A 13,361-nucleotide genomic window follows, 5' to 3' on the forward strand; every position below is an offset into this window, starting at 1 on the left:
CACACTGACGAAAGGGTGACCGCTTGTGAGACAGGCTGAAGCATCAACGATATATGGAACGGTGAGAGGCATACGGAAAGATGGCGTCAACGTCTGGCGCGGCGTCCCTTTCGCCTCTCCGCCGGTCGGAGAACTCCGCTTCTGCGCGCCCTTGCCTCCGGAGCGTTGGGAAGGGGTGCGGGACGCCTCCTCTTTCGGTCCGGTAAGCCACCAGCCGCCCGACCGGAAAGGCACCCGATTCCCCGGAGAATCTCCCGTTCATGACGAGGATTGCCTGTATTTGAATGTATGGGCGCCTTTAGAGGCGGATTCACTGCCCGTCATGGTATGGATTCACGGAGGGACGTTCCTGACGGGAGCGGGCAGCCAGCCGCTGTTTGACGGAACGGCTCTGGCCTTGGACGGAAACGTCGTTGTCGTATCGGTCAATTACAGGCTTGGACCGTTCGGGTTTCTTCATTTGTCGCCGCTTGGCGGCAACTACTCGTCCAATGCGGGACTGCTGGATCAGATCGCCGCGCTGGAATGGGTAAGGGACAATATTGGCGGCTTTGGGGGCGACCCGCGGCGGGTAACGGTGTTCGGCGAATCGGCGGGGAGCATGAGCATCGCCGCTCTGCTGGCCATGCCTGCGGCTCGCGGACTGTTCACTGGAGCGATCATGCAGAGCGGCGCGTCGCAGACGCTAAAGCCCGCCCAGGGCTGGGGAATTGTCATGGAGCTGCTTGCCGAGCTGGGCCTCGGCCGGGAGGATGCCGGGAAGCTGCGGACGCTTCCGGCCGAGACGATTGCCCAGGCGGCGGGCAGAATGATACAGCGGCTGACCGGGGGATCTCCCGGCATGTTTTTTCAGCCGGTCATCGATCCGCTGACGCTGCCCGAAGAGCCGGTTCGGGCCGTCGCGAACGGTTCGGCTCAAGGCATTCCCGTGCTGATTGGAACCAACCGCCACGAAGGGGACTATTTCTTCCGCGAAGGGGCGCCGGTTCCGGAAATCGGCCAGTCGCTCAGGGCGCTTGAGCAGGCGCTTGGCGTCCCCGATTTGTCGGAGCTTGCCGCTCATTATCCTGCGACCCGTGAAGGACAGGCCGGTATTTTGACCGATGTGTTCTTCTGGCGCAGCGCGGTTGCTTTTGCGGAGAGCCTGCTTGAACACGGACCGGTCTGGATGTACCGTTTCGATTGGGTCGTGGAAGCCCATTCGCTGCTCTCCAGAGCGGTACACACCGCGGAGATTCCTTATGTGTTCGGAAACCTGTCGCATTTGCGGCGGATGGGACTTGCGGTCAGTCCCGCGATGAAGACTCTGTCCGACAGGATGCGGAGCGCATGGATCGCATTTGCCTACAGCGGAAAGCCGGATACCGGACAGCTTACTTGGCCGCAGTATGGGCTTGCGGAACGGGCTACCCTTGTCTTTGACGAGACGGCATCCGTTCTGAAGGACCCCGAGCCTGATAAACGCCGGCTGTTGTCCAAATTTACGGAGGCGGGAATATGAGCGCACCGGATAGCGTGCAGAAGGAATATTTTCGCCGGCTCTTCCGGCATGCAAGCTGGGCGGACAAGAGGATTATAACTGCTCTGCGGCAGAGAAACCGGATTCCCGAGAAGCCGCTGGCTCTGCTGGGACATATACTGGCGGCGGAAAAGGTATGGCTGATGCGCATAAACGGCACAGACGGTCAAACGGTGAAGCTGTGGCATCCTCCTACCGGCCTGGAGGAATGTGCCGCCCTGGCAGAGGAGAACGCCGCAGGGTACGGGGAGCTTCTGGACATGCTGGACGACTCCGGGCTGAACGCGGCGGTTGCGTACCGCAATAGTACCGGGAAGGCGTATAACACTTCCGTTTCGGATATTCTGACTCATGTTGCGCTTCACGGAAGCTACCACAGAGGACAAATCGCTTCATTTTTGCGGCTTGAAGGGCTGGAGCCGGTGAACACCGACTATATCACCTTCGTTAGAGACAAGGACGTTTGAAAATCGGGATTGTATTTATAAACCGACTGATCTGGTGAAAATCCGGAGCCGATAGGGGATTGCCCCAGACCTTTTACCTAAAAAGAACGCCCAAGCCGGTTGTTGCCGCTGGCTTGGGCGTTCTTTTGCGTCAGCCGGATTTCACCGGACAGGAGGTGGAATTCGGCTGATTCGGCACTTATTCGATGTGGGGAACAAGCTTTACCGATCCATAGCCAAGCGACCCCAGCTGACCCTTGGTCATGAACAGCCTTCCACCGGTATTAAAGCTGTTCGAAGGGGTAAGGACGATTTTTGCCGCTCCCTTGGAGATTGTATATTGGTAGTTCGCCGCTTTATAGGTACCCGCCGGCTGGTCCAGCAGATCTACCTTCCAGCCGAGCGCTTTCGCGAGAGGACGCACCGGAATCCAGCGGGTGCCGTTAACCTCGAATACCGTGGATACCGGGATGCTCAACCCGTTTATCCCCGCCGTATATTCGTATTCTTCAATAACAGGAACAGGGACAACGGGCAGATTGTCGGGGCTAATGCCGTCAGGAAGAGAGAGCTTTGGCTTGGAAAGAACAGACGGATAGATAGCAGAACGCTCGGCTTCGTCCTTCAGGAGATGGGAGGAAGCCTTCTTCAGATCGTATACCCGCAGCAGCCGGCGGGGCTCGTTCTGCACGTAAAGCAGCTTGGAGCTGGCATTGTTGAAGGCATACATACTGCCCGCCAGCACCGTTGTTCGTTGGTTCGTTTCGGGATTGTAAGCCGTAATCATATTCTGCTTGGCCCTGCTGTCGTATCCGGATTCCAGCAAAGTGTGGCGGTCTACCCATGCCGTCAGGTAGCTTGTCCGCGTCGATTTGAACAGCTTTACGGCGCCGGTCTTCATGTTTTTCAAATAGTAGTCATTAAGCTTGGCGATATAGTCGCTGTACAGCCCGGGTGATGAAACGTAAAGGTAGCGGGAACGCTCCAAAATTCCCCAATTTCCGTCGGGAGAGAGGGAATAGATATTTCTGTGAAGGATGGACTGCCGCTCTGGATCATATACATTGCCGCCTTCGGGATCATCTGACCCTCCGATCCGCGCGGTGCCGTCTTCCCATACACTGAATGAACGGAACGGTTCCTGCCATTTGGCATAAGTGCCGTCCTGCTGTCTATAGACCACCGATTTCCGGTTTGTTCCGTCAGCCGCGCTGCTGATCGAGTACAGCTCGGTTCCTTTGGAAGCATCCAGCAGGTAGTCCTGCACGACGACGCCGGATTCGGCATGGATGGAAGGCGAACCGTCGAGATGGAAGGCCAGGAGCACTGCGGCGGCCAGCACGAAACGGCGGATTTTAAAACGGAATGAGAACTTCATAATCTGGTCGTTCCTCCTTTTTTTAGATAATAATATAGACTGGTTCGACCTGGAAAAGGTTTCGAATCAAATGTATAATAATCCATTTTATAGAAAATAAGTTCAGCTGGTTGCCGATGAAAAAGAGTAAAAATAAGCCTTTCCACCCATACTACCGTTAATCTGGCATGCCGGCGCTTTGGGCCGGAAGGAAGAGGGTCTCGCCCAAAGCGGGCGGCTCTATGTTGAGATTGCTTGATGAGGAGGGCAGCGGATGAAGACCCAATCTGGCTCCGCCATCTATATACAACTGAAGAATCGGGTGACGCTTCCTCATGGAAAAGGGGTGACCCTAGGCGACATTGCTTTTTTAATCGCCCCGCCGGAGCTGGAGGAGCGGCTCAAATCGCTGCTTCTGGTCCAGCCGGAGTACAGTGACGGCAACCTGATTCTCATCGATACGCTAAAGGTCATTCCCCTCGTGAAAAAGCTTGTGCCGGATGCCGATATCGAGCCCATTGGCGAAGGCAGAACGATTGTGCAGATCAGCGGACCCGAGGAACCGCGCAAGCCGTCTCCGGCGATGTTCGCCCTTGTCTGGCTGCTGCTGTTCTTCGGCGCGGCGCTGACGATTATGAATTTCCATGCGGACGTAAGCATGCAGGAAGTGCAGATCCGGATTGTGGAAATGCTGACCGGCCGCAGGGATGAGCATCCTTATTTGTTCCAGCTGGCCTATTCGATCGGCATCGGCTTTGGCATGGTCATCTTTTTCAACCATTTGTTTAAGAAAAAATGGAACGAGGAGCCTACCCCGCTGGAAGTGGAAATGTTCCTGTATCAGAAAAACATCGACCAGTACGTCATTCATGAAGAATACCGGAAAATGAAGCGCAGCGAAGAGGGAATGAGCGGGGAGGAAACGTAAAATGACGGCTCCGATCGAAGTGGGCCTGAATTTGCTCCTTGGCATTGCTGGAGGCATCGCCGTGGGCGGCGGGGTAATCGCCCTGTTCGTCGTGCTCGATATGATTCCGCGACTGGCGCAGCTGACGGGCTCTTACGAAAAGGTCCATTGGTACGAAGGCGCCATGGTCTGCGGATCGCTGCTTGGGACCGTGAGTGATTTCTGGAACTGGAAAATAACGGCGGGACCTGTGGTAGAAGCGGCGGTCGGCCTGTTCGACGGAATCTTTGTCGGCATGCTTGCAGCGGCTTTGACGGAGGTGCTGAACGTACTGCCGATTTTGGCCAAACGCCTTCGCATGACTTCATACCTGTTCGGACTGCTGCTGGCGATGGTATTCGGTAAAGTTGCTGGTTCATTGTTTGATTGGTTTGTGTATCGACAGTAAACGGAGGGCTTGAGATGAGCAAATACATTCACAGCGGAGATTACTTGGAAAGCAATGGAGCCGGGCAGGCCGATGCCGCAACGGAGCAGGGCATCGTGGATGCCGCCGCGGAGCAGGGCATCGTGGATAGCACGGGTGAGGCCGCTCCCGGCGCAGATCAAAGCACCGTAGATGCCGTTGTCGGCCCGGCTGATGCCGCCGCGGAGCAGGGCGCCATTGATAGCACGGGTGAGGCCGCTCCCGGCGCAGATCAAAGCGCTGTGGATGCCGTCGGCCCGGCCGATGCCGCCGCGGATCAGGACATCGTGGATAGCACGGGTGAGGCCGCTCCCGGCGCAGATCATAGCGCCGTGGATGCCGTCGGCTCGGCTGATGCCGCCGCGGAGCAGGGCATCGTGGATGGCGCGGGTGAGGCCGCTCCCGGCGCAGATCAAAACGCCGTGGATGCCATTGTCGGCTCGGCCGATGCCGCCGCGGAGCAGGGCATCGTGGATAGCACGGGTGAGGCCGCTCCCGTCATCGATCAAGGGACCGGCCCCAGCGATATGGAAGCTGGCCGCGAGCTTGGAGCGCCGGATGATGTCTCCGAAGGAGAGACGTCCGGCTTCCTGGGCATTCTGCCTGACAGGAGCGATGAGGAGTCTCCCGCGAAGCAAGCCCATGGAGATATAACCCCTTCTTCGGACGAAAACGCGCCGTCAATGATGGAGGCCGGGGACACGCCGGAAGAGGACGAGGCTAATCGGGGAACGGAAACCCTTCAAGGAAAGGGGGAAAGAAACGGAAAGCCCAAGGACCCCAAACAGAAGAAAAGGGATAAGGAACTGTCGAATTCGGTGGAAGAGTCGATCGAGTATTGGCATGGCGAAGACAAGGTTCCGGAATCGCTTAATCAGACCAAAGAAGTGCTGACCGAAGTGATGGGCCTTGGGGCGTCCTTTGACGTTGTATTCCGCGAGATGACGTTCGGCGGGACAAAAGCCGCTCTGCTGTTCATCAGCGGCTTTGCCAAGGACGTCATTCTGGATGAAATCCTGAAGCGGCTTACCTACCTGACCCCGGAGGATATATCATCCGACGCTTTTGCCGCATTCATGATAAACTACATCCCCCATATCCAGGTCGAGAAGTCCGAGAAGCTCAGCGATGCGGTAATCAAGACGATGTCGGGAATGAGCGCGCTTTTTGTCGAGGGGGAAGCCCAAGTCATTATCATGGATACGCGGTCCTATCCGGTCCGCGGACCGGAGGAGCCTTCCATCGAGCGGGTGGTGCGCGGCGCGCGGGACGGGTTTACCGAGACGCTGCTGAGCAATATTGCGCTTGTGCGCCGCAGACTGCGCGATCCGGGCCTGAAATTCGAGCTGCACCAGGTAGGCCGGAGAACGAAGACTGATGTGTCCATCGCCTATATCGACGACATTGCGGACAAAACACAGGTTAAAGCGGTCACCGAAAAAATCAAAAGCGTCAACATCGAAGGCATTCCGCTGGCCGACAAGCAGCTTGAAGAAGCGATAATAGGAGAGAAATGGAATCCGTATCCTATGGTCCGATACTCCGAGCGGCCCGACATCGTCGCCTCCCATCTGCTTGAGGGCAGAGTCGTTGTGTTCGTCGATACATCGCCGAGCGTTATGGTCATCCCGACAACATTTTTTGACCTGTGCCAGCATGCGGAAGAGAACCGCCAGACCCCGTTAATGGGTTCATATTTGAGGTGGGTGCGGTTCGCCGGAATTTTCGCTTCCATTTTTCTGCTGCCGCTCTGGATGCTGTTTGTCATCCATCCCGAGCTCAAACCGGCGCCGCTTATGTTTATCGGTCCGCATGAAACGGCGAAAATCCCGCTGCTCACTCAGTTTCTGATCATCGAGTTCGGTGTGGATCTGCTGCGCATGGCCGCGGTTCATACGCCGTCGCCGCTGGGCTCTGCCATGGGCCTCATCGCCGCGATTCTGATCGGGGACATTGCCGTCCAAACGGGGCTGTTCGTCAATGAAGTCGTTCTCTACATGGCCGTGGCTACCATAGGCATGTTCGCTACGCCAAGCTATGAACTCGGACTGGCCAACCGTGTCGTCCGGCTGCTGCTGCTGCTGGCTACGGGTTTGTTCCACGTCGCCGGGTTCGTAATCGGCTCGACCCTGCTTATCGTGCTGCTGACGGTCAACCGTTCCTACAACTCGTCCTATCTGTGGCCGTTTATACCTTTTAATGCAAAAGCGATGGGAGCGATCCTCTTCCGCCAGTCGGTGATTTCTTCCAAAACGAGGCCGTCGTTCAACAAAACGAGGGACAATACGCGCATGTCCCCGGCCACCGGCAAGAAGGACAAATCGTAGGATAATACAAATCAACTGCGCATTTGTCCATTCTTTGACGTTCCCTTCCTCTGCTATACTGAATATCATAAAAGAATGGGATGGATATTCCACAGAAATCGGAGGATTGCGAATTATGTTTTTACACGGGACGAGCCGGATTAACGATGCCGGACATTTGGAAATAGGCGGTTGTGACGTAACGGAACTCAAGGCGGAGTATGGAACGCCGCTGTATATAGTGGACGAGCAGCTTGTTCGCCGCCGCTGCCGCGAATATATGGATGCTTTTGCGGCTTCCGGTCTTGGATTTCAGGTGGCTTACGCGAGCAAGGCTTTTTCGGTAATGGCGATGTGCCGCCTGGCCGATGAGGAAGGCCTGTCGCTTGATGTCGTATCCGACGGCGAGCTGTACACCGCGCTGCAGGCGGGTTTCCCGGCCGAGCGCATTCATTTTCACGGCAACAACAAAACACCGGATGAGATTGAAATGGCGCTTGAAGCGGGAATCGGCTGCTTTGTCGTCGACAATCTGGTAGAACTTGAACTGCTGCAGGCTATTGCGGTCGATAAGAATAAGACGGTCAGCATCCTGCTGCGCGTGACGCCGGGCGTTGAAGCGCACGCCCATCACGCTTACGCCGCCACCGGCCAGACCGACTCGAAGTTCGGTTTCGACATCGGCAACGGCTCCGCACAAGAAGCGGTAGGCCTGGCCTCGGGTAAAGCCAATTTGCAGCTTCTCGGCGTTCATTCGCATATCGGCTCGCAAATTTTCGAAACGGAAGGCTTCCAGCTTGCAGTTGAGCGGGTCGCCGGATTCGCCCGCAAGGTGAAGGAAGAGCTGGGCATTGAGTTCAGCGTCGTGAATCTCGGCGGAGGCTTCGGCATCCGCTACGTGGAAGGCGATACGCCTCTGCAGGTATCGGAATACGTCGCGGCAATTACCGATGCGGTGAAGACGCATTTTGCCGGAATCGGCAGTGAGCTGCCGGAAATCTGGGTGGAGCCGGGCCGCAGCATTATAGGCGATGCCGGCACGACGCTCTACACAGTTGGTACGAGCAAGGAAATTCCGGGCGTACGCAAATATGTCGCCGTCGACGGCGGCATGACCGACAATCCGCGCCCGGCGCTGTACGAGTCCAAGTATGAGGCCCTGCTTGCCAACCGGGCCAACGAACAGCCGGAAGAGACCGTAGCGATTGCGGGCAAATGCTGCGAAAGCGGCGATATGCTGATTTGGGATCTGGAGCTTCCAAAGGCGGAGAGCGGGGATTTGCTCGCCGTAGCCTGCACAGGCGCCTACAACTACTCCATGGCCAGCAACTACAACCGCATCCGCCGTCCAGCCGTCGTATTCGTGCAGAACGGCCAAAGCGATCTTGTGGTTAAGCGCGAAAGCCATGGCGATCTGATTGCCAATGACATCGTGCCGGCGCGAATCGCGAAACAGCCGGTTACAAAATAAAGAAGAACTGGAGAGCCATCCTGCACATGATGTGCATGGATGGCTCTTTGCCACGCCCAGCGCGGGCTAAACGTTCCCGTAAATAGGCGGCTCCGGGCAGATCAGCGCAGCGCTTCGGCGCAGGGCGTGCCGCCCATCCGGCTCGGGGTGACACGGCGGGCATAAGAAGCGGCGTACGCTCTTTGCTTTGGGGAGGCTTTCATAGTAAACTGTTAAGGGATTGCACATTTTGTCCAATGAGAAAGGGGTATTTATATATGGCAAAGCAAGCGAAAATCACACTCGAGAACGGCGGCGAAGTGGTGCTGGACCTGTTCGACCAGGACGCTCCCAATACAGTAGCCAACTTCGAGAAACTGGCGAAAGACGGTTTCTATAACGGTCTTGTCTTCCACCGCGTCATTCCGGGCTTCGTCGCTCAAGGCGGCTGTCCGAACGGAACCGGCGCCGGAGGCCCTGGATATACGATCAACTGCGAAATCAACCCGAACAAGCACGAGCGCGGAACGCTCGCCATGGCGCATGCCGGACGCAACACGGGCGGCAGCCAGTTCTACATCTGCTATGCTCCGCAGCCGCATCTGGACGGCCAGCATACGGTATTTGGCAAAGTCGTAAAAGGCATGGAATATGTCGACGCCTTCCAAGGCCGCGACAAAATGACTTCCGTGGAAGTATACGAAGCGTAAGAAAACTCTTCGAGTTAAGCCCGTCTGTAAGTTCCAAGTTATTCGGAACCTGCGGCCGGGCTTTTTTGTGTTACAAAAAATTTAAGAATCACCGATTTATGGAAGTCATAAATTATTTTTATACAGCACCTCTCTTCGTCCCCAGTATTGTCTGGATTAGCCGCAAATGGCGCGTTTTTGCCGATAATCCCTCCCTTTAAGTCCTTGCCGGATTGAAGCCTGTGTTTTAATTATTTAACGTGCCTTCTTGTACACTTTTCGTTCTTTATAGTAGACTATTTTCATATCTTACAGCGAACGAAAATAGCGGTTTGTCCGCCAGCCGGTTCTGCACCAAATAATACCTCTTAAAAATGATTGAATTTCAATTTCGATCATGAAAAAATGGGTAATACAAATTAGGGTTATTCGAGTACCATACCTGATTTGGAGCATAATCTTTGGGCGACTGGAGGAGTTGGAACGGATAGGCGAGAGCGGGGCCGAAGCTTGAGATGGGGACGGGAGCGACCGGGAGACATACATAAGCGAGCGCAGAAGAGGGTTGAAACGCAGAAAAAGATTGATTAGCAAGGAGGCAGAATGCGGGGGGAGACAACATCATACATTCGGCATCAGTCCGCTTTTTATAAATCAATGATCAAGGTACTGTACCTTCAAATGACTATGGGAGAGGGGAATAAAAGGATGACGTTGCGGAAAACGATTAGGAAGAGATTGGCCCTGTGGCTCGTGATCCTGATACTGGTTGCCGAGTACAGCTACGGGCTGGGATTTGCAACCGAAGCGAAGGCGGGAGCAATCGAGAGTGACAGGAACATCATCACCAGCGTTTCGATGGCGGTGTACGGTCCGGACGGCCAGACGGTTACGGGGGATGTTTACGAACAAGGCTCCGAGGTGACGTTGAATTATACGTGGGCTTTACAGGACGGGCATGGATATCATGACGGGGATACATTTTCTTTTCAGATTCCCGAACAATTCAAGCTGTACAATGATATCAGCGGACCGCTGGTTTCGGATGAAGGCGATGTGGGAAGCTTCACGGTAAACAAAGATACCCACCTTGCCGTAATGACATTCAACAGCTTCATCGAAAATCATGATAATGTCCATGGAACGTTAAGCCTCCGCACCAAGTTCGATAAAGAGGTTATCAAAGGAAGCACCGTTCAGGAGATTCCGTTCCCGATTAACGGGGATACCCAGATCGTCGTGCTGCGCTTCAAGCCGGATGTCGCGTCAACCATTGAGAAGAAAGGAACACCGGAGGGGTATAACGCGCAGAGCATTCATTGGACCGTTGACGTGAACAAGACGCTGGAATCCGTATACGGCGCGACTGTAACCGACCCTATTCCCGAAGGACTGACCCTGGATCCGGTGACTGTCGCCGTGTATCAGCTGGATGTCCAACTGGACGGAACGGTAAGTCAGGGGGTTCTCGTCGATCCCTCAAACTATACGCTGGATTCGCAGGACGGAGTGCTCAAGCTGAAGTTCGCCGGTTCTCCGGTCGACGGCGCATACCGTCTCGCATTTTCCACAGAAATTACCAATCTGACCAAAACGAAATTTACAAATAAGGCATCTTTCTCGGGCGACAATCTGACCCCGGTGGAAGCCTCGGCAACGGTTGAGGTTAAACGCGCGCCGAGTCTCCAAAAATATGCTATTCATTATGAGCCTTCAATCCAGACCATCACCTGGGGAATTAATTACAATTATAACTATGGAAGCATTCCGCAGGCCGAAGCGGTGCTGAAAGATTTGTTCAACGAGACTCAGGGACTGGCCGCGGGTTCGGTTAAAGTCTACAATGTGACGGTGGACGGTGATGGAAAAGCAACGGTGGGCGCACAGCTTGCCGAAGGAACGGATTTTACGCTCACACCGGCATCGGCGGCTGGAAAGACCGGCTTCGAGATCAGGTTTTTGCAGGATGTAAGCACGCCTTATTTTATCGAATACAAGACCAAGTCCAAGGATCGGCTGTTCTCGCCAAAAAGAATCACCAACACCGTAACCTCCGGCACTTATAAAGCAGAAGCCAATCAGGATATTTATCCCGTCATTATTTATAAAACGGTCGATGCTACCGGCGCGAATTACCGCAACAAAACCGCGGACTGGAAAATTACGATTAATGATGACGGCTACCCGATGAGTAATGTAGTCGTCAAGGATACTTTTCCGTATAGCGGACTTACTTTTATTCCGGAATCACTGGTCGTCCGCAGCGCTTCAGGAGCCGTGGTCCCCGCTTCGGAATATACCCTGGAGTACGATAAACCTGTAGTGCAGGGCAAAGGGTTTACCGTCACCTTCCTGAAGCCGATTACCGGAAAATATACGATCAGCTACAAGCTGCATTTTGACTATTACGGTCTTACGGACGGCAAGGATAAATTCTATAATACGGCTTTCTTGACCTGGGACGGAGGGTCCGCTTCGGCGGAAGGAGTGTTCAATCCCAGAATCGAAGTCAAGAACAATGGATTTAAATTTGGCGAATACAATGCGGTCTCCAAGTCCATCTCGTGGTACGTCGCAGCCAACTATAACAGCAAGCCGTTAAAGAATGCCGAAATCGTGGATGTGATTCAAGCCCCACAAACCCTGATTGACGGTTCGGTGAAGCTGAAGGAGCTCTATTTATATCCGAGCGGCCTGACCTCCAGAAACGGGGATCTGAACGTCAAATATACGTATACCGTCACTCAAGAGAACGGCAACAGCATTTTGCGGATAAAGCTGCTGGAGCCGGTCGATTATCCGTTTTATATCGAGTTCAAGACCAGTCTGGATGGAAAACTGATCAACAACGCCAAGATCAACAATACGGCGAACATTTATGACGAAAATAAGCCGGTATCGGGAAATCTCACCGGTTCTGTAGCCATTCCGTACGGCGGAGAGTACGTGGTCAAGAACGGGGAGCAGATTGGCGACAAAATCAATTGGAGCATCCATATCAACCGCGGTCAATCGTATATCCGCGACGCGAAGATTACCGATGTCGGAAGCGCAAACCAACTGCTGCTGACCGATTCGTTCCATCTGTATCCGACGACGGTTTCCCCAAGCGGAACGATAACCAAGGCAGGCGCCGAGCTGATCCAGGGAACCGACTATATTCTTGACGTCACTACGACGAATGATGGCAAGCAGACGTTCGTCTTAAGCTTCAAGAATCCGATCGGGTCGCCTTATATTCTGGAATACCAGTCGCTCATCGCCGCGCGCAGCGGAGAAACGGTGACGAACGCCGTAACGCTCAGCGGCAATAACGTAGTGGAAGTCACCAAAGTGACCTCTACGGAAATTATTGTCGGGGTATCAAGCGGTTCGGGAACGGGTAACGGTACACGAAGCGTGCTGGCGGTCAAAAAGCTGGATGACAACGATAATCTGAAGCTTCTTGCCGGAGCAACGTTTGACCTGTACCGGTTAAACGGCAGCGAACGCCTGTTAATTGGAACGCAGACGACAGGCGCGGACGGCATTGCTGTATTTAACGGCATTTTGTCCGGAAGCTATATACTGGTTGAAACCAAGGCACCCGCCGGATATGTTCTCGATTCCGCCGAGCGTCCGATAAGCGTCGGGGCCGGTGCGAACATTATTCTGCCGATAACTAACCATGTGCTTGCTTCGGCAACGCCGTCCGTTACCCCATCGGCAACACCGTCTGCGTCACCGACGCCAACGCCGTCCGTTACGCCATCAGCAGCGGCATCCGCGTCACCGGCGCCAACGCCGTCCGCGGGGGGGCCGTCGGAAACGCCGACTACGCCTCCGGTGGTCGTTCCGGTTCCGTCAGCTACGCCAACCGGTTCAAGTGTTCCGGGAGTAATCATCCCGGATGAACAAATCCCTGGGGGACCGGCGAATACGAGTGAGCCGCAGCCTACGCCGCAGCCGAGTGTAACGCCGACGGAAGTGCCAATTGATGACGAGGTTCCGCTAGGCGGGGTCGACATTGACGAGGATGACGTACCGAAAGGGAATCCTTCCGATCCGGGAGTAAGCCCCGCCTCCGGCCAGCTGCCGAAGACCGGGGAAGGAAGCTCGCTGCCGATCTATATGGGCGGCTTGGGTCTTATCCTGATCGGCATTGTCCTGAACCGCTGGTTAACCCGCAACAAGAAAACGGATTGAATTTGACTTTAACTCAAATAAACGGCCGGCTGAGCC

The 13,361-nt window shown here is 54.9% G+C and carries 9 protein-coding genes; 8 read left to right on the forward strand and 1 reads right to left on the reverse strand.

All coding sequences use genetic code 11. The annotated features are described in order from the left end of the window. Positions 1–25 precede the first annotated feature (25 nt). Complete coding sequence (locus tag EH198_RS00070) at positions 26–1,501, forward strand: carboxylesterase/lipase family protein (protein ID WP_124693526.1); 1,476 nt, start codon at positions 26–28, stop codon at positions 1,499–1,501. Beyond that, entirely contained in the window at positions 1,498–1,986 is a 489-nt protein-coding gene (locus tag EH198_RS00075) for a DinB family protein (RefSeq protein WP_124693527.1), read from the forward strand. Before EH198_RS00070 ends, EH198_RS00075 begins: the two co-directional genes overlap by 4 nt. A gap of 178 nt (positions 1,987–2,164) precedes the next feature. On the opposite strand, the gene EH198_RS00080 is transcribed toward EH198_RS00075, so the two are convergent. Further along, positions 2,165–3,343 (reverse strand): stalk domain-containing protein, encoded by a 1,179-nt coding sequence (locus tag EH198_RS00080; protein ID WP_124693528.1) that lies wholly within the window; start codon positions 3,341–3,343, stop codon positions 2,165–2,167. A 253-nt stretch (positions 3,344–3,596) separates the two neighbouring features. Between EH198_RS00080 and EH198_RS00085 the strand changes: the two genes are divergently transcribed. From EH198_RS00085 to EH198_RS00110, 6 genes are all read left to right on the forward strand, one after another. After that, positions 3,597–4,250 (forward strand): stage V sporulation protein AA, encoded by a 654-nt coding sequence (locus tag EH198_RS00085; protein WP_124693529.1) that lies wholly within the window; start codon positions 3,597–3,599, stop codon positions 4,248–4,250. Position 4,251: 1 nt separating this feature from the next. Next, the gene (locus EH198_RS00090) at positions 4,252–4,677 is read left to right on the forward strand and encodes a stage V sporulation protein AB (RefSeq protein ID WP_124693530.1); all 426 of its coding nucleotides are present in this window, start codon (positions 4,252–4,254) and stop codon (positions 4,675–4,677) included. A 701-nt stretch (positions 4,678–5,378) separates the two neighbouring features. After that, positions 5,379–7,022 (forward strand): spore germination protein, encoded by a 1,644-nt coding sequence (locus EH198_RS00095; RefSeq protein ID WP_124694478.1) that lies wholly within the window; start codon positions 5,379–5,381, stop codon positions 7,020–7,022. Between the two features lie 115 nt (positions 7,023–7,137). Continuing rightward, positions 7,138–8,472 carry a diaminopimelate decarboxylase gene (gene lysA, locus EH198_RS00100; RefSeq protein ID WP_124693531.1) on the forward strand — a complete coding sequence of 445 codons (1,335 nt, stop codon included), beginning with the start codon at positions 7,138–7,140 and terminating at the stop codon, positions 8,470–8,472. 257 nt (positions 8,473–8,729) lie between these two features. Further along, a complete protein-coding gene (locus EH198_RS00105) occupies positions 8,730–9,161 on the forward strand; it encodes a peptidylprolyl isomerase (RefSeq protein WP_124693532.1) in 432 nt (143 codons plus the stop codon). 687 nt (positions 9,162–9,848) lie between these two features. Beyond that, positions 9,849–13,325 carry a collagen binding domain-containing protein gene (locus tag EH198_RS00110; protein ID WP_185702692.1) on the forward strand — a complete coding sequence of 1,159 codons (3,477 nt, stop codon included), beginning with the start codon at positions 9,849–9,851 and terminating at the stop codon, positions 13,323–13,325. Positions 13,326–13,361: the final 36 nt, after the last annotated feature.

The sequence above is a fragment of the Paenibacillus rhizophilus genome (assembly GCF_003854965.1).
In the GTDB taxonomy this organism is placed as follows: Bacteria; Bacillota; Bacilli; order Paenibacillales; family Paenibacillaceae; genus Paenibacillus_AQ; species Paenibacillus_AQ rhizophilus.

Bases quoted from the DNA above. Each gene is read 5' to 3' on its own strand.
- lysA (WP_124693531.1), top strand. From the start codon at position 7,138: ATGTTTTTACACGGGACGAGCCGGATTAACGATGCCGGACATTTGGAA.
- EH198_RS00080 (WP_124693528.1), bottom strand. From the start codon at position 3,343: ATGAAGTTCTCATTCCGTTTTAAAATCCGCCGTTTCGTGCTGGCCGCC.
- EH198_RS00105 (WP_124693532.1), top strand. From the start codon at position 8,730: ATGGCAAAGCAAGCGAAAATCACACTCGAGAACGGCGGCGAAGTGGTG.
- EH198_RS00075 (WP_124693527.1), top strand. From the start codon at position 1,498: ATGAGCGCACCGGATAGCGTGCAGAAGGAATATTTTCGCCGGCTCTTC.
- EH198_RS00095 (WP_124694478.1), top strand. From the start codon at position 5,379: ATGATGGAGGCCGGGGACACGCCGGAAGAGGACGAGGCTAATCGGGGA.
- EH198_RS00110 (WP_185702692.1), top strand. From the start codon at position 9,849: ATGACGTTGCGGAAAACGATTAGGAAGAGATTGGCCCTGTGGCTCGTG.
- EH198_RS00085 (WP_124693529.1), top strand. From the start codon at position 3,597: ATGAAGACCCAATCTGGCTCCGCCATCTATATACAACTGAAGAATCGG.
- EH198_RS00090 (WP_124693530.1), top strand. From the start codon at position 4,252: ATGACGGCTCCGATCGAAGTGGGCCTGAATTTGCTCCTTGGCATTGCT.